Origin of the sequence: Pseudoxanthomonas sp. SORGH_AS_0997, assembly GCF_031453535.1 — a bacterium.
Classification (GTDB): Bacteria; Pseudomonadota; Gammaproteobacteria; order Xanthomonadales; family Xanthomonadaceae; genus Pseudoxanthomonas_A; species Pseudoxanthomonas_A winnipegensis.
Genome location: NZ_JAVIZI010000001.1, coordinates 1,236,233 through 1,257,235, shown reverse-complemented (window position 1 = coordinate 1,257,235; position 21,003 = coordinate 1,236,233). Strand labels below are relative to the sequence as shown.

Here is a 21,003-nt window from a genome sequence, read left to right as displayed (position 1 = left end):
GGACGGAAACCACAGACATGACTTCTAACGAACATCCGGGCGGCGAGCAGGCCGCCGCGCACCCCGACGCCCAGGCTTCCACCGAGGCGCTGCTGCAGGCCGAACTGCAGACCCTGCGCAACGAACTGGACCAGCTGCGCGCCTCGGTCCTGCTCGAGCGCGCCGACCTTGAGAACCAGCGCAAGCGCGTGGCCCGCGACGTGGACAACGCCCGCAAGTTCGCCAACGAGAAGTTGCTGGGCCAGCTGCTGCCCGTGTTCGACAGCCTGGACGCCGGCCTGACCGCCGCCGGCGCCGAGCCCAGCCCGCTGCGCGATGGCCTGGAGCTGACCCAGAAGCAGCTGCTCAAGGTCGCCGACGACAACGGCCTGACCGTGCTCGACCCGGTCGGCAAGCCCTTCGATCCCGAACACCACCAGGCCATCAGCCAGGCCGACGCCAACGGCGCCGCGCCGGGCAGCGTCGTGCAGGTGTTCCAGAAGGGCTATCTGCTGGGCGGCCGCCTGCTGCGTCCGGCGCTGGTGGTCGTGGCCCGCCACGACTGAATGCGACCGGCGGACCTGTCCGGATCGAGATTTTGTGTTCCACGGGCGCTTGAAGCCCACCATCACATCCCTATATCGGGTTCATCGGCAGGCGCGATCCGCCCGCCACACCCCGACAACCACGCTTCCTAACGGAGTCACATCATGGGCAAGATCATCGGCATCGACCTCGGCACGACCAACTCGTGCGTGGCGATCATGGAGGGCGGCAAGGCCCGCGTCATCGAGAATTCCGAGGGCGACCGCACCACGCCTTCGATCGTGGCCTATACCAAGGACGGCGAAGTCCTGGTCGGCGCCTCGGCCAAGCGCCAGGCGGTCACCAACCCGAAGAACACCTTCTACGCGGTCAAGCGCCTGATCGGCCGCAAGTTCACCGACGCCGAAGTCAAGAAGGACCTGGACCTGGTGCCGTACACCATCCTGGCCCACGACAACGGCGATGCCTGGGTGGCCACCGCCGACGGCAAGAAGATGGCCCCGCAGGAAATCTCCGCCCGCGTGCTGGAGAAGATGAAGAAGACCGCCGAGGACTTCCTGGGCGAGAAGGTCACCGAGGCGGTCATCACCGTGCCGGCCTACTTCAACGACAGCCAGCGCCAGGCGACCAAGGACGCCGGCCGCATCGCCGGGCTGGACGTCAAGCGCATCATCAACGAGCCCACCGCCGCGGCCCTGGCCTACGGCCTGGACAAGGGCGACACCAAGGACCGCAAGGTCGCCGTGTACGACCTGGGCGGCGGCACCTTCGACGTGTCGATCATCGAGATCGCCAACGTGGACGGTGAGAAGCAGTTCGAAGTGCTGGCCACCAACGGCGACACCTTCCTGGGTGGCGAGGACTTCGACGCGCGCGTCATCGACTACCTGGTGGACGAGTTCAACAAGGACCAGGGCATCGACCTGCGCAAGGATCCGCTGGCCCTGCAGCGCCTGAAGGACGCCGCCGAGCGCGCCAAGATCGAGCTGTCCTCCTCGCAGCAGACCGAGGTCAACCTGCCGTACGTCACCGCCGACGCCTCCGGTCCCAAGCACCTGAACATCAAGCTGACCCGCGCCAAGCTCGAGGCCCTGGTCGACGACCTGATCAAGAAGTCGATCGAGCCGTGCCGCACCGCGCTCAACGACGCCGGCCTGCGCGCCAGCGACGTCAGCGAGGTGATCCTGGTCGGCGGTCAGACCCGCATGCCCAAGGTGCAGTCGGCCGTGGCCGAGTTCTTCGGCAAGGAGCCGCGCAAGGACGTCAATCCCGACGAGGCCGTGGCGCTGGGCGCCGCGATCCAGGGCGGCGTTCTGGCCGGCGACGTCAAGGACGTGCTGCTGCTGGACGTGACCCCGCTGTCGCTGGGCATCGAGACCCTGGGCGGCGTGTTCACCAAGATCATCGAGAAGAACACCACCATCCCGACCAAGGCCTCGCAGACCTTCTCCACCGCCGAGGACAACCAGTCGGCCGTGACCGTGCACGTGCTGCAGGGTGAGCGCGAGCAGGCTCGCTTCAACAAGTCGCTGGCCCGCTTCGACCTGTCCGGCATCGAGCCGGCCCCGCGCGGCCTGCCGCAGGTGGAGGTGTCCTTCGACATCGACGCCAACGGCATCCTGCACGTGTCGGCCAAGGACAAGAAGACCAACAAGGAGCAGAAGGTCGAGATCAAGGCCGGTTCGGGCCTGTCGGACGAGGAGATCCAGCGCATGGTCGCCGATGCCGAGGCGCATCGCGACGAGGACAAGAAGTTCCAGGAGCTGGTCGGCGCCCGCAACCAGGCCGACGCGCTGATCCATTCGACCCGCACGGCGATCACCGAGCACGGCGCCAAGGTCGGCGGCGATGTGATCGGCAAGGTCGAGGCCGCGCTGGCCGACCTGGAGACGGCGATGAAGGGCGACGACAAGGCCCAGATCGAGGCGCGTTCCAAGGCGCTGGAAGAGGCCGGCCAGTCGCTGTACGCCGCCGCCGCGGCGGGCGAGCAGGGCGGTCCGGGTGCGGACGCCGGCGCCCAGCAGGCGCGCGGTGCGGCCGACGACGTGGTCGACGCCGAGTTCACCGAGGTCAAGGACGACAAGAAGTAAGCAGGGATTGGGGATTGGGGATTCGTAAAGGCTTTGGCCTGCGGATCCTCGATTCCGATCCTTGTCCCTTCCTTAGGTGCAATAGGAGCGGAAGAGAGAGGATCTCTCCGCTTTTGCCGTTAACGAATCCCGATTCCCGAATCCCCAATCCCCGCCTATGAGTAAGCGTGACTATTACGAAGTCCTGGGCGTGGCCCGCAACGCCAGCGACGAGGAGCTGAAGAAGGCCTATCGCCGCTGCGCGATGAAGTATCACCCCGACCGCAACCCGGGCGACCACACCGCCGAGGTGATGTTCAAGGAGTGCAAGGAGGCCTACGAGGTGCTGTCCGACGGCGGCAAGCGCCGCCTGTACGACCAGCACGGCCATGCGGCCTTCGAGCACGGCATGGGCGGCGGCGGTGCCGGCTTCGGCGGGCCGGACATGGGCGATATCTTCGGCGACATCTTCGGCAACATCTTCGGTGGCGCCGGCGGCGCGCGTCAGGCCCGTCGCGGCGCCGACATCGGCTATGTGATGGAGCTGGACCTGGAAGAGGCCGTCGCCGGGGTCGAGAAGCGAATCGAGATCCCGACCATGGCCGTTTGCGAGCCCTGCCACGGCAGCGGTTCGGAGGACGGCAAGGTCGAGACCTGCACCACCTGCGGCGGTCGCGGCCAGGTGCGCATGCAGCGCGGCATCTTCACCATGCAGCAGGCCTGCCCGCACTGCGACGGGCGCGGCCAGATCATCCGCAACCCCTGCCGCGTCTGCCATGGCGCCGGGCGCGTGGAGGAAGAGCGCGTGCTGTCGGTCAAGATCCCGGCCGGCGTGGACACCGGCGATCGCATCCGCCTGGCCGGCGAGGGCGAGGCCGGCCCGACCGGCACCCCGCCGGGCGACCTGTACGTGGAGGTGCGCGTGCGCGAGCACGCCATCTTCCAGCGCGACGGCGACGATCTGCATTGCGACGTGCCGATCCGCATCTCGCAGGCTGCGCTGGGCGACACCGTGCGCGTGCCGACCCTGGGCGGCGAGGCGGAGATCCGCGTCCCGGCCGAGACCCAGACCGGCAAGCTGTTCCGCCTGCGCGGCAAGGGCGTCAAGTCGGTGCGCAGCCGCGCCACCGGCGATCTGTTCTGCAAGGTCGTGGTCGAAACCCCGGTCAACCTGACCCAGCAGCAGCGCGAGCTGCTCGAGCAGTTCGAGGCCACCTTCGTCGGCGAGGACGCGCGCAAGCATTCGCCCAAGTCGGCCACGTTCCTGGATGGCGTCAAGGGCTTCTGGGACCGGATGACGTCGTGAGCCTGGGGTCCTGAGTCGGCTCGCCGACTCGGAGCCTCCACGCCATACCCGCAATCCACCGAAACCCGCAAAGCACCCTGATCCGCCCCCTCCCTTGCGCGCAGCGCAGGGGAGGGCCGGGGAGGGGTGCTTTTGCTTTTGCTGCGCAAGTAGCGGCAACAGCAAAGCCAAGAGCAGGGCTCAAGCAACAGCAAAAGCCAACCCCTCCCCCTCAGTCGCTAGCCGCGACTTCGAGCTCCCCTGCGCTGCACGCAAGGGAGGGGGCAGGAGCAGCGATGCGCGGGCGACGCTTCAATCCCCAATCCCCAATCCCCAATCCCGATTCCCAGCCCCACCACCCACTTACAATGCGCGCATGACCCAAGACACGCGCGAAAGCCATCTCGTCCACGGTCGACGCCAGCGCCCGGAAGGGCCGGCGCCGGTCGATGTCCTGACCGTGCAATCGCAGCTGGTCTATGGCCATGCCGGCAACAGTGCCGCCGCGCCGCCGCTGCGCGCGCTCGGCCTGCGGGTGGCCGAGGTGCCGACCACGCTGCTCAGCAATACGCCCTTCTATCCGACCCTGCGCGGCCACATCCTGCCGGCGCAGTGGTTAACCGATCTGCTGCTCGGCGCCAGCGAGCGCGGCCTGCCGCAGCGCGCCCGCGCCCTGGTGTCGGGCTACTTCGGCAGCCTGGCCAACGGTGAGGCCTTCGCCGACTGGCTGGCGCGCACCCAGGCGCAGGCCCCGGCGCTGCGCTACGTGCTCGACCCGGTGATCGGCGACACCCATACCGGCCCCTATGTCGAACCGGCGCTGGAGACGGTCTTCGTCAAGCGCCTGCTGCCGCGTGCGTGGATGGTTACGCCCAATGCCTTCGAGCTGGGCCGCCTCACCGGGCTGCCCAGCCTGGCCCAGGACGATGCGCTGGCCGCGGCGCGGCAGCTGCTGGCGCGTGGGCCGCAGTGGGCGCTGGTGCATAGCGTCGAGGGAGCGCCGGGCGAGCTGGTCACGCTGCTGGTCGGGCGCGAGGCGGTGTATCGCTGGGCCACGCCGTGGCTGCCGGTGGACGTGGCCGGCACCGGCGATGTGCTGGTCGCGCTGACCCTGGGCTTGCATCTGCGCGGTGAGCCGCTCGAGCACGCGATCGGCAGCGCCCTGGCCGGCGTGCACGCCGCGCTGGAGGCCACCCTGGCCGCGGGTGTCGAGGAACTGGACGTGCACGCCGCCGCGCCCGCGGCGCTGGCCACCCCGGCGCGCTTCCCCGCGCAGCGGCTGGCATGAGCCCGGTGTCCTGCGTCGGCATCGTCGGCAGCGCCGGCGCCTACGGCCGCTGGCTGGGCGCCTTCCTCGGGCGGCACCTGAGCGTGCGTGTCATCGGCCAGGATCCGGCCGATCCCGCCTCGCACACGCCACAGGCGTTGATCGAACAGGCCCAGGTGCTGGTGTTCAGCGCGCCGATCCGCATCACCGAGCAGGTGATCGGCGACTACGTGCGCCTGGCGGCCGGGCGCGAGGCCGGGCAGCTGTGGATCGACCTGACCTCGATCAAGACCGGCCCGGTCGCCGCGATGCTCGCCTCGCAGGCCGAAGTCGTCGGCCTGCATCCGATGACCGCGCCGCCCAAGTCGCCCACGCTCAAGGGTCGGCCGATGGTGGTGTGCGAGGCGCGCCTGGACGCCTGGCGGCCCTGGCTGCAGCGGCTGCTCGATGCGCTGCAGGCCCAGTGCGTGCGCACCACGCCCGAGCACCACGATCAGGTCATGGCGCTGGTGCAGGCCCTGGTCCACGCCACCCACCTGGCCCAGGCCGGCGTGCTGCGCCGCCATGCCGAACACGTCGGCTCGCTGGTCGAGCTGTTCCCGTACCGCTCGGCGTCCTTCGAGATGGACGGGGCGATGATCGCGCGCATCCTGGCGCTCAATCCGGCCATCTACGAGGACATTCAGTTCGGCAATCCGCACGTGCCGCAGGTGCTGGACACGCTGGTCGAGGAGGTCACGCGGCTGCGCGATCTGGTCGGGCAGGGCGATGAGGCGGCGCGCAGCGGATTCCGCCAGGACGTGCTGGCCGCCAACAAGGCCGCCATCGGCGCCACGGCGCTGGCCGAGGGCAACTACCGCTTCGAGCGCATCGGCTACTTGCTGGCCGACCTGGCCGAGACGCGCAGCCTGTCGGTGCATCTGCCGCTGGATCAGCCCGGCTCGCTGAGGGCGCTGCTGCACGTGTTCGAGCGGCACGGGGTGAGCATCGCCTCGCTGCATTCGCTGCGCAATCCGGCGGGCGAGCTGCACTTCCGGCTTGGGTTCGATGCGGATGTCGACCTGGGCGCGCTGGCGCGGGCGGCGGCCGAGGTCGATGCCAGCGGCATCGGCCGCGTGCTCGACGGGACCTCGTCGATGCCGGCGCTGTCGCCGGCGCGGCGCCTGGCCGCCTCGCTGCAGCGGCGCGCGGCCACGCCGGACGACGTACCGGCGCTGCTGGCCCTGCGCGAGGCGACCATGCGCGAGCACATGCGCAATTCCGGGGTCGATACCTCGCCCGGCAGCATGCTGGCCCGCCTGTTGAACGGCTACCAGCATGCGCAGGTGCTGCTGCGCGAGGAGCGCATCGTGGGCCTGCTCAAGCTCGATCGCAGCGGGCCGGACCATGTGGTGATGCAGATCCAGGTCGCCCCCGAGCTGCAGGGGCAGGGCCTGGGCCGGGCGCTGCTGGAGGAGTACATCGAGCAGGCGCGCGCCGCCGGCAAGGACGTCACCCTGCACGTGCTCAAGGCCAACCCGGCGCGCGGCCTGTACGAGCGGCTGGGCTTCGTGGTCGAAGGCGAGGATGCGCACGAGTTCCACATGCGTCTGTCGCATCGCTGAGGTTTTCCACACCGCCTGTGGATGACCGGCGGCACAACCCTGTGGACAGCCCGGCGCCAGGCGCGCCGGACAAGGCCCGTTTCCGGATTGGTGGATTTTTCGCCAGCAGGACGGCCAGCAGCCACTAAGGCCTTCCCGCGCCGCAGTGCGATGCGGCACCGGCGCGCGCGGTATCCTTGGCGGCATGAGCACCCAGATCACCCTGTCCCAGCGCGCCCTGGCCCTGACCAGCTCGGCGATCCGCGAAATCCTCAAAGTGACCGAGCGCCCGGAGGTCATCTCCTTCGCCGGCGGCCTGCCGGCCGCCTCGACCTTCCCGGTCGAGCGCATGCGCGCGGCCACCGACAAGGTGCTCACCGAGGCGCCGCAGGCCGCGCTGCAGTACGGCCCGACCGAGGGCTACGGGCCGCTGCGCGAGTGGGTGGCGCAGCGGCTTGCCGCCGCCGGCGCGCCGGTGCCGGCCAGCCGTGTGCTGATCGTCACCGGCTCGCAGCAGGGCCTGGACCTGCTCGGCAAGACGCGTGATCGACGAGGGCAGCAAGGTGCTGGTGGAGACGCCGAGCTACCTGGGCGCGCTGCAGTCCTTCTCGCTGTTCGCCCCGGCCTTCGCCGGCATGCCGTCGGACGAGGACGGCATCGATGTCGACGCGCTCACGCCCGCGCTGCTGGATGGCGCGCGCTTCATGTACTGCCTGCCCAACTTCCAGAACCCCACCGGCAAGCGCCTGCCGCTGGCCCGGCGCAAGGCGCTGGTCGCCACCGCGCTGGCCGCCGGCGTGCCGGTGGTCGAGGACGATCCCTACGGCGAACTGAGCTACGGCGGTGAGCACCTGCCCAGCCTGCTTTCGCTCAACCCCGAAGGCGGGATCTACATGGGCTCGTTCTCCAAGGTGCTGGCCCCGGGCCTGCGCCTGGGCTATGTGGTCGCGCCCGAGCCGCTGTTCTCCAAGCTGGTCCAGGCCAAGCAGGCCGCCGACCTGCATACGCCGTCCTTCAGCCAGCGCATCGTCTACGAGACCGTGCGCGATGGCTTCCTGGACGAGCACATCCCGACCATCCGCGGCCTCTACGCGCGCCAGTGCCAGCTGATGCTCGATGCGCTCGAGCGCTACTTCCCGGCGCAGGCGCACTGGACGCGGCCGCAGGGTGGCATGTTCGTCTGGGTGACCCTGCCGCACGGCATCGACACCACCGCGCTGCTGGCCAAGGCGATCGCGCGCAACGTGGCCTTCGTGCCGGGCGCGCCGTTCTACGCCACCGATCCGCAGATCAACACGCTGCGCCTGTCGTTCGTGACCGTGCCGGGCGAGAAGATCGAGGCCGGCATGAAGATTCTGGGCGAACTGGTGTCCGAGGCCATCGCCGCCCTGCCAGCCGCCGCGGCCGCATGACGGTGAAGGGCGACCGCACGAGCCCGCCGCTGCGGGTGCTGATTCATGGCGCCTCGGGTCGCATGGGCCAGGCGCTGCTGCGGCTGGCGGCCGGCGAGCCTGCGCTGCAGGTCGTGGCCGCGGTGACCCATCGCCCGCCGGCCACGCGCGTGGTCGATGGCGTGGCGTACTTCGCCGCCAGCGAGCTGCCTGGCGCGCCGGTGTTCGACGTGGCCATCGACTTCAGCCTGCCGGAAGGGTTCGACCCGATCCTGGCGCTGTGCCTGCAGCGCAAGGCTGCGCTGGTCTCCGGCACCACCGGGCTGTCCGAGGCCCAGCGCGCCGCGCTGCAGCAGGCCGGCGGCGACATCCCCGCGGTGTGGGCCTCCAACTTCAGCCTGGGCGTGGCCGTGCTGGCCGAGCTGGTCGAACGCGCGGCCGCCGCGCTGCCCGGCTGGGACTGCGACATCATCGAGTCCCACCACATCCACAAGCAGGACGCCCCGTCCGGCACGGCCCTGACCCTGGGGCAGGGCGTCGAACTGGCCGGCGCCACGCCGCGCTACGCCAGCCTGCGCGCCGGCGACATCGTCGGCGAGCATCTGGTCCAGTTCACCGGCCTGGGCGAGCGGGTGGAACTGACCCACCGCGCCACCAACCGCGACATCTTCGCTCGCGGTGCGCTGCACGCCGCACAGCGGCTCACGGACCGGCCGCCGGGGCTGTATCGCGTGCGCGATCTGCTGGACTGAAGCGGTACCGCGGCCGCGGCGTCGCTCAGTTGCTCATCGCGATCATGCCGAAGCACGCCGCCGCCAGCAGGAGGGTCAGCCCGCCGATCGTGGCCAGGATGCCGATGATGACCTTGGCCCAGACCGGCAGGCCGCCGCGCTGCGGCTCGGGTGCGGGCGGGAGTTCGGGCGGCTGTGCCTGCGATGGCGAGGTGTCGTCTTGGTCCGCGGTGTTCATGCCGTTGCGTCCTTGAGCGGGGTGCCGTCGACCCAGGCGCGCAGCGCTTGCAGCTGCTGACGCCGGTCGTCGCGGTAGAACAGGTTGAAGGTGTCGAACGGCACGATCGTGCCATCGGGCTGGGCGATGTGGACGCAACTCTTCTTCACCGAGCGCAGATCGAAGCCCTCCGCGTCGATGAAGGCCATGATCAGCACACGGAAGACGTTGCGGTAGTCCAGCCCCTGCGGGGCCTGCACCTGCGGCAGGCAGCAGAGCAGGTCGGACAATGAGCAGGCCTGCGACTGCGGCGAATGGTTGGTGGCGAACAGCTTGAACACGGCCTCGCGCAGCTGATCGTCCTTCTCCACCACGATGCTGTTGCGGCCGCCCTCGATCAGCACCTCCGGCGGGATCAGACCGGTCAGCGGCACGACGCGGTCCTCCAGCTTCAGCGCGTAGGCCATCGCCAGCGCATCGGGATGGCAGGGGACCGGGATCAGGTCCTCGGGCCGGAACAGCGGGCTCTGCTCGAGGATGCCGCGCCGCACCTCGGTCAGCGTCAGACGGTCGCGCGCCGGGTCGTAGCCCTCGGTGCGGCCTGCGTGCTGGATCGGCTGGAAGGTGACGCCGCGCACGCAGGGCTGGCGCCGGGCGAAGTCGATGATCTCGCCCAGCTCGCCATCGTTGAGGCCCTTCTTGACCGTGACCACCAGCGTGGTCGAGATGCCGAGCCGGTTTAGGGCCTCCAGCGCCCGGCGCCGGACCTCCGCCAGGCGTGCACCGCGCAGCTCCTGGTGGACCTCATCGCGCAAGGAATCGAACTGCAGGTACAGCTCGAAGCCGGGCATGTAATCGGCCAGGCGTTCGACGAACGCCGGGTCCTTGGCGATCCGCAGCCCGTTGGTGTTGACCATCAGGTGGCGGATCGGACGGGCCTTGGCCGCATCGAGGATCTCGAAGAACTGCGGGTGCAGGGTCGGTTCGCCGCCGGAGATCTGCACCACGTCCGGCTCGCCCTCGTTGGCGACCACCGCATCGAGCATGCGCTCGATCGTGGCCAGGTCGCGAAAGCCGGGGCGATGCGGGCCCGAATCGGCATAGCAGATCGGGCAGCGCAGATTGCAGTGATCGGTGACCTCGATCAGGGTCAGGCAGCTGTGCTGCATGTGCTCGGGGCACAGCCCGCAGTCGTAGGGGCAGCCCCCAGCGCCGCTCGGTGTTGAAGCGCTGCGGCAATTCGGGCGGCTTGATGAAGCGCTCGCGGCACAGGCGGTAGTACTCAATGTCGTCGGCCACCAGCACGCGCTCGCGGCCATGCTGCGGGCACCACTTCTCCAGGTAGACGCCGCCGTCCTTGAACAGGATGGTCGCCTCCACCCGGCGCAGGCAGGTCGAGCACACCGACACCGCGGTGTCGTAGAACAGGTAAGGCCTTACTTTTGCCGCCATGCAGGGGTCCATGCGATGCGTGGGAGGTCGCGCACATGGTAGGCCACGCCCAGGACGCACAGCAGCTGCAGGCCGGACAGCACACCGAAGTAGTACAGCGGGATCGGCCGGATCGACTCGACCGCCAGGCGGTAGAGCAGGTAGCCGACCAGGAACAGCTTGAAGCGGTCGCCCGGGCGCGGCAGGCGGCCGCCATAGCGGGTCAACAGCCCGCCCCACAGTGCGACGAAGACGATCTCGTAAAGCTGGGTCGGGTGGCGCGCGATGCCATCGCCGAAGTCCACGCCCCAGGGCAGGGTGGTGGGGTTGCCGTAGGTATGGTCCGCCAGCCCGCCCAGGAAACAGCCGATGCGCCCGATGATCATGCCCACCGTCAGCGGCAGGACGAAGGCATCGCCGGTCGAGCCGCGGATCCCGGCAAGGCGCTTGGCGAGCTCGACGCCGGCCCAGCCGCCCAGCAGCGCACCGATGATGGACTTGCCTTCCAGCAGGCGACGGAACGAGGGGAAGTCGAAGGCAGACGCAGGATCGTAGAGCCAGTAGGCGATCTTGCTGCCGACGGCCGCGCCTAGCACGGTGCCGGCGACCAGCAGCAGCGCCTGGACCCGGTCGGTCTGCCCGGGGTAGGGCAGGCGGCGGCGCTCGCGCAGATAGAGCTGGAAGCCCACCGAATAGGCGGCCGCCTCCATGAGGGTATGAAGCCAGTAGGCGTTCAGCGTCATCAAGGCCAGTGTAGCTGTCGGCGTGGCGTGTCGAGCTCCCGATCGCCGCGTGAAGCACGCCACATCCTGCGGTCTTAGGTGGCAGGTGAGGGGTTGCTCGCCCCGCCGCAACCTTGAGCGAATTTCGTCAGGCCAGGGCACCGTGCGAAAAAAGCGGCTGGCGCGGGGGGCGCCGGGTCCGTACAATTCGCACTCGCCTGTTAACCCACATCGCCTCGGACCGGAGAAGCGCCGCGTCCGCGGTTTCTTGCAGCCGCAAGTTGGACGTGGGCGCAGGGTTCCTCCCATCCCCAAGGCGAACCTGCAGTGACCCAACCCGCAATCCTGGTCCTCGAAGACGGCACCGTATTCGAGGGTGAATCGGTCGGCGCGAACGGCCTGTCCGTCGGCGAAGTGGTGTTCAACACCGCCATGACCGGCTATCAGGAGATCGTCACCGATCCGTCCTACGCCCGTCAGCTCGTCACGCTGACCTATCCCCATATCGGCAACACCGGCTGCACCGACCAGGACGACGAGGCCGCCAAGGTCTGGTCGGCCGGCCTGATCGTGCGCGACGTGCCGCGCCGTCCCAGCAACTGGCGCAGCCAGATCTCGCTGCAGGACTGGCTGGCCGCGCGCGGCGTGGTCGCCATCGCCGGCATCGACACCCGCAAGCTCACGCGCATCCTGCGCGAGAAGGGCGCGCAGAACGGCGCGCTGATGGCCGGGCAGATCGATGTCGAGCAGGCGCTGGAAGCCGCACGCAAGTTCCCCGGCCTAAAGGGCATGGACCTGGCCAAGGTGGTCTCTACCGACAAGACCTATCCGTGGACCGAGGGCCAGCTGGACCTGGATACCGGCAAGCCGGTCCAGGCCGCGGCCAAGTTCAAGGTCGTGGCCTATGACTACGGCGTCAAGCTCAACATCCTGCGCATGCTGGCCGAACGTGGCTGCGAGGTGATCGTGGTGCCGGCGCAGACGCCTGCGGCGCAGGTGCTGGCGCTCAATCCCGACGGCGTGTTTCTGTCCAACGGCCCGGGCGATCCGGAGCCGTGCGACTACGCCATCGAAGCGATCAAGGAATTCGTCGCCAGGAAGGTGCCGACCTTCGGCATCTGCCTGGGCCATCAGCTACTGGCGCTGGCCGCCGGGGCGAAGACGGTGAAGATGGGGCACGGCCACCACGGCGCCAACCATCCGGTCATCGACCTGGACTCGGGCCGGGTGATGATCACCTCGCAGAACCACGGCTTCGCGGTGGACGAGGCCAGCGTGCCGGCCAATGTGCGCGTGACCCACCGCTCGCTGTTCGACGGCACCAACCAGGGCATCGCGCTGACCGATGCGCCGGCGTTCTCCTTCCAGGGCCACCCGGAAGCCTCGCCCGGCCCGCACGACGTCTCGCCGCTGTTCGACCGGTTCGTCGAGCTGATGGAAACCCAGGCGCGCGGCTGAGTCCGCGCATCTGACCGCCTTGTCGGCATGGCCGCGGCCATGCCTTCCGATTCCAGCGTCGCCGCCGCCTGCGCGACGCCAACACGAGTAGCGAAATGCCAAAGCGCACCGACCTCAAGACCATCCTCATCATCGGCGCCGGCCCGATCGTCATCGGCCAGGCCTGCGAGTTCGACTACTCCGGCGCACAGGCCTGCAAGGCGCTGCGCGACGAGGGCTACCGCGTGGTGCTGGTCAACTCCAACCCGGCCACGATCATGACCGACCCGGAGATGGCCGACGCGGTCTACATCGAGCCGATCAACTGGCAGACGGTCGAGAAGATCATCGCCAAGGAGCGCCCCGACGCGCTGCTGCCGACCATGGGCGGTCAGACCGCGCTGAACTGCGCGCTGGACCTGGCCGATCACGGCGTGCTGGAGAAGTACAACGTCGAGCTGATCGGCGCCAAGCGCGACGCCATCCGCATGGCCGAGGACCGCGAGCTGTTCCGCGTGGCCATGGGCGAGATCGGCCTGGAATGCCCCAAGGCCGAGGTGGCGCGCAGCTTCGAGCAGGCCGTCGAGATCCAGGCCAAGGTCGGCTACCCGACCATCATCCGGCCGTCCTTCACGTTGGGCGGCACCGGCGGCGGCATCGCCTACAACAAGGAAGAGTTCGAGGAGATCATCAAGCGCGGCCTGGAACTCTCGCCGGTGCACGAAGTGCTGGTGGAAGAGTCGGTGCTGGGCTGGAAGGAGTTCGAGATGGAAGTGGTCCGCGACACCGCGGACAACTGCATCATCGTCTGCTCGATCGAGAATCTGGACCCGATGGGCGTGCACACCGGCGACTCGATCACCGTCGCCCCGGCCCAGACCCTGACCGACAAGGAATACCAGCGCCTGCGCGATGCCTCCATCGCGGTGCTGCGCAAGATCGGCGTGGACACCGGCGGCTCGAACGTGCAGTTCGGCATCAGCCCGACCACCGGCCGGGTGGTGGTGATCGAGATGAATCCGCGCGTGTCGCGCTCCTCGGCGCTGGCCTCCAAGGCCACCGGCTTCCCGATCGCCAAGGTCGCGGCCAAGCTGGCGGTGGGCTATACGCTGGATGAGCTGAAGAACGAGATCACCGGCGGCCTGACCCCGGCCTCGTTCGAGCCCTCGATCGACTATGTGGTCACCAAGATCCCGCGCTTTGCCTTCGAGAAGTTCCCGCAGGCCGATGCGCGCCTGACCACGCAGATGAAATCGGTAGGCGAGGTGATGGCCATGGGCCGCACCTTCCAGGAGTCGGTGCAGAAGGCGCTGCGCGGCCTGGAGACCGGCAAGGTCGGCTTCGACCCCACCGGCCTGGACCTGAGCAGCGAGGACGACCTGGCCACGCTGCGCCGCGAGCTCAAGGCCCCCGGCCCGGAGCGTCTGTTCTACGTGGGCGATGCGTTCCGCGCCGGCATGAGCGTGGAGGAGATCTACGCGCTGTCCTTCATCGATCCGTGGTTCCTGGACCAGATCGAGGAGATCATCGCCGAGGAGCAGCGCGTGGCCGCCGAAGGCCTGGGCTCGCTGGACAAGGCGCGCATGCGCAGGCTCAAGCGCGCCGGCTTCTCCGATGCGCGCCTGGCCCAGCTGGCCGGTACCGACGAGGGCGCCGTGCGCGTGCTGCGCAAGGCGCTGGGCGTCAAGCCGGTCTACAAGCGCGTGGACTCGTGCGCGGCCGAGTTCGCCACCAGCACCGCCTACCTGTACTCGACCTACGAGGACGAGTGCGAGGCCCAGCCGACCCAGCGCGACAAGATCATGATCCTCGGCGGCGGCCCCAACCGCATCGGCCAGGGCATCGAGTTCGACTACTGCTGCGTGCATGCGGCGCTGGCGCTGCGCGAGGACGGGTTCGAGACCATCATGGTCAACTGCAACCCGGAAACCGTCTCGACCGACTACGACACCTCCGACCGTCTGTACTTCGAGCCGCTGACGCTGGAAGACGTGCTGGCCATCGTCGAGCTGGAGCAGCCCCAGGGCGTGATCGTCCAGTACGGCGGCCAGACCCCGCTGAAGCTGGCGCGTGCGCTGGAGGCCAACGGCGTGCCGGTGATCGGCACCTCGCCCGACTCGATCGACCTGGCCGAGGACCGCGAGCGCTTCCAGCAGCTGGTCGACAAGCTCGGCCTGAAGCAGCCGCCCAACCGCATCGCCCGCAACGACCAGGAAGCGCTGCTGCTGGCGCGCGAGATCGGCTATCCGCTGGTGGTGCGTCCGAGCTACGTGCTCGGCGGCCGCGCCATGGAGATCGTCTATGGCGAGTCGGACCTGGCGCGCTACGTGCGCGATGCGGTCAAGGTGTCCAACGATTCGCCGGTGCTGCTGGACCGCTTCCTGGACAACGCGGTCGAGTGCGATGTGGACATCATCGCCGACAAGGACGGTCAGGTCCTGATCGGCGGGGTGATGGAGCACATCGAGGAAGCCGGCGTGCACTCGGGCGACTCCTCGTGCTCGCTGCCGCCGTACTCGCTCTCCGCCCAGACCCAGGCCGAGCTGCGCCGCCAGGTGGTGGAACTGGCCAAGGCCCTGAACGTGGTCGGCCTGATGAACACCCAGTTCGCCATCCAGACCGGCGACGACGGCCAGGACGTGGTCTACCTGCTGGAAGTCAATCCGCGCGCCTCGCGCACGGTGCCGTTCGTGTCCAAGGCCACCGGTGTGGCGCTGGCCAAGATCGCCGCACGCTGCATGGCCGGCAAGACGCTGGCCGAGCAGGGCGCCACGGTCGAGGTCGTGCCGGACTACTACTCGGTGAAGGAGGCGATCTTCCCGTTCGCCAAGTTCCAGGGCGTCGATCCGATCCTGGGGCCGGAGATGCGTTCGACCGGCGAGGTGATGGGCGTGGGCCGCAGCTTCGGCGCGGCGATGGCGCGCGCGCAGGAGGCCGGCGGCATCAAGGCCCCGCAGCCGGGTAAGGCCTTCGTCTCGGTGCGCGACCCGGACAAGCAGCGCGTGCTGCCGGTGGCCCAGGCGCTGGTCGAGCGTGGATTCACGTTGGTGGCCACGGTCGGTACGGCACAATGGCTGCGCGCGCACGGCTTCGAATGCGCGCAGGTCAACAAGGTCACCGACGGCCGCCCGCATATCGTGGACCTGATAAAGAATGGCGAGATCGTCTACATCGTCAACACGACCGAGGGCCGTCGCGCGATCTCCGACTCGTTCTCCATCCGTCGTGAAGCGCTGCAGCAGCGCCTCACGTATTCGACCACCATCGCCGGCGCGCGCGCGCTGGTGAATTCGCTGGAGTTCCGTGGCACCGGCCCCGTGCTGGCGCTGCAGGAGCTGCACAAGGAGTTGCAAGCATGAGAGCCCCCATCACCAAGCAGGGCGCCCAGCGCCTGCGTGACGAGCTCGACCACCTCAAGTCGGTCAAGCGTCCGGAAGTGATCGCCGCCATCGCCGAGGCGCGTGCGCACGGCGACCTGAAGGAAAACGCCGAGTACCACGCCGCCCGCGAGCAGCAGGGCTTCATCGAAGGCCGCATCAACCAGCTGGAGAGCGAGCTGTCCACCGCCGAGGTGATCGACGTGGCCGCGCTCAACGCCGGGACGCGCGTGGTGTTCGGCGCCACCGTGGTGCTGGCCGACGTCGACACCGACGAGGAGAAGAAGTACCAGATCGTGGGTGACCTGGAGGCGGACATCAAGCAGTCGCTGATCGCCATCTCCTCGCCGATCGCGCGCGCGCTGATCGGCAAGAACGAGGGCGACAGCGTCACCATCCAGGCGCCCGCGGGCGAGCACGAGTACGAGATCGTCAGCGTCTCCTACGGCGCCTGAGCGCGTGGGCGTGCCGATGCGCGGCGTTGATCGCCTGCGGTGCGATGGCGTGATCGCGCGGCACGGCTTCGGCCAGGCGCCGAAGCACACCGCGCGTCTTCGCTCGATGCGTCACGTGCGCCTCGACCTTGGTCCGTCGCACTAGCATGGCGTCCGCGACCTTGCTGCTGCCGGCGCGTGCCCAGCTCGCCGGCGAGCTGCCGCCCCAGGCCGGCAAGGCCCTGGCCCGCGCCGACCGCGACCAGGGCGAGGCGGGCGAGCGCGCCCAGCTGCGCCGGCATTTCCAACTGGTCCCCGATCACTGGCCGGTCGCGGCGCTGACCCGGCAGCTCGACGCCGGCGATGCCGCCCAGTCGCGCTGGCTGCGCGCAGATCCCGCCTTTCTGGCGCCGGACATGACCGGCGCGCGCCTGCTCGCGCATGGACCCGCGCTGGGCCTGGAACAGGACGACGTCGATGCGCTGCTGCCGGCGCTCAAGCCGCTGTTCGGCGATGCCGGCTTCCTGCTGGACGCGCCGACGCCCGCGCGCTGGTATCTGCGCCTGCTGAGCGACACGCCACTGCCCGAATTCGCCGCGCCCGAGCAGGTGCTGGGCGACGACCTGTTCGGCCATCTGCCGCATGGCGATGCCGGGCGCCGCTGGCGCGCGCTGTTCACCGAAGCCCAGGTGCTGCTGCACCAGCACCCCTGGAACGCCCAGCGCGCCGCGCAGGGCAAGCCGGCGGTCAACGCGCTGTGGTTCTGGGGCCCCGGCGTGCTGCCGCAGGCGGTCACCACGCCGTATCGGCAGGTGCGCAGCCGCGACGAGCTGCTGCTGGCGCTGGCGCGACAGGCCGGCACCTCCGATGCCCTGGAACAGGGCGTCGACGCGCTGGTCGACCTGCGCCATCTCAAGTCGCCGGCGATGTTCACCGACCAGGTGCTGGCGCCGCTGCTGGCCGAACTGCGCCGCGGGGAGCTGGCGCGCGTGGTGCTGGACTTCCAGGACGGCGCCGGCTTCACGCTCACCGCCGGCCAGCGCTGGCGTTTGCTGCGCCGCACGCTGACACGCCTGGACGCATGAGGCCGGCCACCCGCATCACCCGGCGCAGCGTCGCCGCCGGCGGCCCGTGGCCGGACGCCGTGCCGCCGCTGCTGCAGCGGATCTACGCCGGGCGCGGCGCCCTGGCCGAAGCCCAGGCGCGCCCGCGCCTGGCCCAGCTGCATCCACCGGAGCTGCTCGGCGGCATGGACGCGGCGGTGACGCTGCTGGCCGAGGCCATCGCGCAGGACCGGCACATCGTCGTGGTCGGCGACTTCGACTGCGATGGCGCCACGGCCTGCGCGGTCGCCGTGCGCGGGCTGATCCTGCTCGGCGCGCGCCACGTCACCCCCGCGGTGCCCAATCGCGTGACCCACGGCTACGGACTGTCGCCCTCGCTGGTGTCCGAGCTGGCCGCTCTCAAGCCCGACCTGCTGGTCACCGTCGACCACGGCATCGCCTGCCATGCCGGCATCGCGCAGGCGCGCGCCCTGGGCTGGCAGGTGCTGGTCACCGACCACCATCTGCCCGGCGCCGCGCTGCCGCCCGCGCACGCCATCGTCAATCCCAACCTGGCCGGCGACGGCTTCCCCAGCAAGGCGCTGGCCGGGGTCGGGGTGATGTTCTACGTGCTGCTGGCGCTGCGCCGCAGGCTTTATGGCGATCATCCATCGAGCGAGTCGAGGGCAGGCGCTGATCGCGAGCATCAGACGGCGGACCTCCATGGCCGCGTTCCTCCGAAAAACCGGCCCGATCTGACTGCACTGCTCGACCTGGTCGCCGTCGGCACCATCGCCGATCTGGTGCCGCTGGATGCCAACAACCGTGCGCTGGTCGCCGCCGGCCTGCGCCGGCTGCGGGCGGGGCAGGGTTGCGCCGGCCTGCGGGCGCTGATCGAGGTCTGCGGCCGCCGCGCCGAGACGCTCAGCGCCGCCGATGTCGGCTTCGCCGTCGCGCCGCGTCTGAACGCCGCCGGCCGGCTGGAGGACATGGCGCTGGGCATCGCCTGCCTGCTGTGCGACGAGGACGGCCCGGCGCGCGAGATGGCCGGCGTGCTGCACGCGATCAACGCCGAACGCCGCGGCGTGCAGCAGCAGATGACCGATGCGGCCGAGGCCGCGCTGTCCAAGGTCGCCGCACTCGATGGCGAGGTGCCGATCGCGGTGTGCCTGTTCGATGCCGACTGGCATCCGGGCGTGGTCGGCCTGGTCGCCTCGAAAATGAAGGATCGCGTGCATCGCCCGGTGATCGCCTTCGCCCCGGCCGAGCCCGGCAGCGACGCGCTGCGCGGGTCGGCGCGCTCGATCCCCGGCTTCCATATCCGCGATGCGCTGGCGGCGGTCGATGCCCAGCATCCGGGGCTGATGCAGAAGTTCGGCGGTCATGCGATGGCCGCCGGCCTGAGCCTGGAGCGCGCGCAGCTGCCGGCGTTCGAGGCCGCCTTCCGCGCGTACGCCGCCGCCACGCTCGATGCCGCGCTGCTGCAGGCCGAACTGCTCAGCGACGGTGAGCTGCTGCCGCACGAGTTCGACCGCGCCCACGCCGAGGCCCTGCGCGACGGCGGGCCGTGGGGGCAGGGCTTCGCCGAACCGCTGTTCGACGGCGTGTTCGAGGTGATCGACTGGCGGCCGATCGGCGAGCGCCATCGCAAGCTGGTGCTGCGCTGCCCGCAGCGCAGCAAGCCGCTGGACGCGATCCACTTCAACGGCCTCACGCGCGAACCGCCACCGCCCCGGCTGCACATCGCCTATCGCCTGGCCCCGGACGACTATCGCGGCGGCGACGCGATCCAGCTGATCGTCGAGTACTGCGTTTCAGCCTGAACCAGGCCGCGCGCCCGCGCCGCTCAACCGAACCGAGGCTTGACACCCCAGATCTGCGGCCAGATCGGCGGGATGTCGCGGCAGACGAAGATCGCGTAGCCGTTCGCCGATTCCTCGTTGGCTACGCCCTCGCGGTTGCGGAAGACGCCGTGCGAGGTGCATTTGGCGACGCTGCCGCGCTGATCCTCTTCGGTATTGCCCAGTTCGATGATCACGCTCGGCGGCGGGTTGCCATAGCCGCGATACCAGGCCGAGTTGGTCCGGCTGATCACCGGTGGCAGGCCGAGCGCCGGGCCATACAGGGCCATGGCGCCGGCTTCTCCATAGTTGTTGGCCAGGATGGCGGTGTGGGCCCGCTCGGCCTTGGGCAGGGCGCGGTAGACCATGGCCACGCGCTGGGCCATTTCCTGCCAGCCCACCTGCTCGGCATAGTCGCCGTGCAGGCGCCGGTTGAAGTGCCAGAGCGGGGAGTTGATCGGCGCGATCGGCAGATGCAGCGATGCGCCCAGCGGCAGGCCGACCGCCAGCAAGGCAGCCACGGCGATGCGCAGTCCACGCGCGCGACCCGCCGGCATGGAGGCGCACCAGCGCTCGATGGCCACGTAGCCGGCCGCCAGCAGCATCGGATAGCCCGGCGCCATGTAGTAGCCGCGTCCCCGCGAGAGCGCGAACAGCAGCAACGGCACCGCATACATCCAGGCCAGCACGCGGTAAGGGCGCATCGAACCGGCCAGCGTCAGGAATCCCAGTCCCGCCAGCCAGATCGGCAGGGTCAGCGCGCTGGCATTGGCATACAGTTGCTCGGGAAGGAACAGGTCCGTGCGGCCGATGGCCACATCGCGCGCATGGATGTGGGCGACGAAGTCCAGGTAGATGAAGTCGTGCCGCACCTGCCAGATCAGATTGGGCAGGAAGATCGCGAAGGCCACGCCCACGCCCAGCCAGGGCCAGCGCGTGCGCAGCTGCACGCGCATCGGTCCGGCCAGCACGCCCGCAGCCAGGCCGATGGCCCAGTACACGATGGTGTAGCGCGTCATCAGCCCAAGGCCGAAGACCGCGCCGAGCGCAAGCCACAGGCGCAGGTCGCCGCCCTTGGCCAGGCGCAGCACCAGCCACGCGGCCGCCACCACCCACAGCAGGTCCGGGCCGCAGTACATGAGGATGCTGCTGTTGACCAGGCCGAACGGCATGCACGCCGTGGCCAGCGCCGTGCAGACCTGGGCGAAGCGCCGGCCGCCGAGCTCGGCGGCGATCAGTCCCGCCAGCACCATCGCACCGCACTGGGCGAGCACGGCCACGATGCGGAAGCCGATGAGCGAGGTCCCGAACACGGCCAGCTCCAGCCGCGCCAGCCATGGCACCAGCGGCGGGTAGGGCACATAGCCCCAGTCCAGATGCCGGGCGTCGTCCAGCACCTGCAGTTCGTCCCGGTGGAAGCCATAGGCGCCGTTGAGCCACAGATGGACGATCAAGCGCAGCAGCCCCAGCGCAAGCAGCAGCATCAGATCGGCACGGCGGTCACGCGCACCGACCGGAGTAGCCGCAGACAGCTCGGAGCCATCGGGGTGGTGATCGGGGAGAGGAGCAGGCACGGAAGTGGTCATGGCAGAGCGTCGGCCGGGATGTTGCTCAGTGTTTCCCCTGCGTCCTGGCCGGACCAGCCGAAAG

Annotated in this window: 15 protein-coding genes and 2 pseudogenes; 13 read left to right on the top strand and 4 right to left on the bottom strand. The window is 69.6% G+C overall.

The genetic code is table 11. The annotated features are described in order from the left end of the window. Positions 1 to 17 precede the first annotated feature (17 nt). The 8 genes and pseudogenes from grpE to dapB all read left to right on the top strand — a co-directional run bounded on the left by grpE (position 18) and on the right by dapB (position 8,872). Positions 18 to 545, top strand: coding sequence for a nucleotide exchange factor GrpE (grpE, locus tag QE438_RS05650; RefSeq protein ID WP_130518236.1), 528 nt, complete (start codon positions 18 to 20; stop codon positions 543 to 545). Between the two features lie 144 nt (positions 546 to 689). After that, a complete protein-coding gene (gene dnaK / locus QE438_RS05645; protein ID WP_306991887.1) occupies positions 690 to 2,615 on the top strand; it encodes a molecular chaperone DnaK in 1,926 nt (641 codons plus the stop codon). 157 nt (positions 2,616 to 2,772) lie between these two features. After that, complete coding sequence (gene dnaJ, locus QE438_RS05640; RefSeq protein WP_130522635.1) at positions 2,773 to 3,900, top strand: molecular chaperone DnaJ; 1,128 nt, start codon at positions 2,773 to 2,775, stop codon at positions 3,898 to 3,900. A 355-nt stretch (positions 3,901 to 4,255) separates the two neighbouring features. Then, positions 4,256 to 5,167: a pyridoxal kinase gene (pdxY, locus tag QE438_RS05635; protein ID WP_306991889.1), complete on the top strand. Its 912-nt coding sequence runs from the start codon at positions 4,256 to 4,258 to the stop codon at positions 5,165 to 5,167. After that, positions 5,164 to 6,267: pseudogene (locus QE438_RS05630) on the top strand (prephenate dehydrogenase); the annotation flags it as partial. The gene pdxY and the pseudogene QE438_RS05630, both read left to right, overlap by 4 nt. Positions 6,268 to 6,282: 15 nt before the next feature. Continuing rightward, on the top strand, positions 6,283 to 6,750 hold the full coding sequence (locus QE438_RS05625; RefSeq protein ID WP_309736181.1) for a GNAT family N-acetyltransferase: 468 nt from the start codon (positions 6,283 to 6,285) through the stop codon (positions 6,748 to 6,750). A 184-nt stretch (positions 6,751 to 6,934) separates the two neighbouring features. Then, positions 6,935 to 8,141, top strand: a pseudogene (locus QE438_RS05620) (PLP-dependent aminotransferase family protein). Further along, positions 8,138 to 8,872 carry a 4-hydroxy-tetrahydrodipicolinate reductase gene (gene dapB / locus QE438_RS05615; RefSeq protein ID WP_306991892.1) on the top strand — a complete coding sequence of 245 codons (735 nt, stop codon included), beginning with the start codon at positions 8,138 to 8,140 and terminating at the stop codon, positions 8,870 to 8,872. Before QE438_RS05620 ends, dapB begins: the two are co-directional and overlap by 4 nt. Positions 8,873 to 8,897: 25 nt before the next feature. Here dapB and QE438_RS05610 read toward each other — a convergent pair whose 3' ends face one another. The 3 genes from QE438_RS05610 to QE438_RS05600 form a co-directional block, all read right to left on the bottom strand. Further along, on the bottom strand, positions 8,898 to 9,089 hold the full coding sequence (locus QE438_RS05610) for a hypothetical protein (protein WP_130522630.1): 192 nt from the start codon (positions 9,087 to 9,089) through the stop codon (positions 8,898 to 8,900). Then, positions 9,086 to 10,237 (bottom strand): radical SAM protein, encoded by a 1,152-nt coding sequence (locus QE438_RS05605; protein WP_309732661.1) that lies wholly within the window; start codon positions 10,235 to 10,237, stop codon positions 9,086 to 9,088. Before QE438_RS05605 ends, QE438_RS05610 begins: the two co-directional genes overlap by 4 nt. A gap of 267 nt (positions 10,238 to 10,504) precedes the next feature. Next, complete coding sequence (locus tag QE438_RS05600; RefSeq protein WP_306991897.1) at positions 10,505 to 11,242, bottom strand: prolipoprotein diacylglyceryl transferase family protein; 738 nt, start codon at positions 11,240 to 11,242, stop codon at positions 10,505 to 10,507. 306 nt (positions 11,243 to 11,548) lie between these two features. Here QE438_RS05600 and carA point away from each other — a divergent pair, with 306 nt between their 5' ends. The 5 genes from carA to recJ all read left to right on the top strand — a co-directional run bounded on the left by carA (position 11,549) and on the right by recJ (position 19,335). Continuing rightward, entirely contained in the window at positions 11,549 to 12,679 is a 1,131-nt protein-coding gene (gene carA, locus QE438_RS05595) for a glutamine-hydrolyzing carbamoyl-phosphate synthase small subunit (RefSeq protein ID WP_306991899.1), read from the top strand. 95 nt (positions 12,680 to 12,774) lie between these two features. Continuing rightward, positions 12,775 to 16,017 carry a carbamoyl-phosphate synthase large subunit gene (carB, locus tag QE438_RS05590; protein WP_306991901.1) on the top strand — a complete coding sequence of 1,081 codons (3,243 nt, stop codon included), beginning with the start codon at positions 12,775 to 12,777 and terminating at the stop codon, positions 16,015 to 16,017. Continuing rightward, complete coding sequence (gene greA / locus QE438_RS05585) at positions 16,014 to 16,490, top strand: transcription elongation factor GreA (RefSeq protein WP_130518259.1); 477 nt, start codon at positions 16,014 to 16,016, stop codon at positions 16,488 to 16,490. The genes carB and greA overlap by 4 nt, the downstream gene beginning before the upstream one ends. 146 nt (positions 16,491 to 16,636) lie before the next feature. Then, the gene (locus tag QE438_RS05580; protein ID WP_307183999.1) at positions 16,637 to 17,554 is read left to right on the top strand and encodes a phosphoglycerate mutase; all 918 of its coding nucleotides are present in this window, start codon (positions 16,637 to 16,639) and stop codon (positions 17,552 to 17,554) included. Further along, the gene (gene recJ / locus QE438_RS05575) at positions 17,551 to 19,335 is read left to right on the top strand and encodes a single-stranded-DNA-specific exonuclease RecJ (protein ID WP_306991903.1); all 1,785 of its coding nucleotides are present in this window, start codon (positions 17,551 to 17,553) and stop codon (positions 19,333 to 19,335) included. The genes QE438_RS05580 and recJ overlap by 4 nt, the downstream gene beginning before the upstream one ends. Before the next feature lie 23 nt (positions 19,336 to 19,358). On the opposite strand, the gene QE438_RS05570 is transcribed toward recJ, so the two are convergent. Beyond that, entirely contained in the window at positions 19,359 to 20,939 is a 1,581-nt protein-coding gene (locus tag QE438_RS05570) for a glycosyltransferase family 39 protein (protein ID WP_306991905.1), read from the bottom strand. Positions 20,940 to 21,003: the final 64 nt, after the last annotated feature.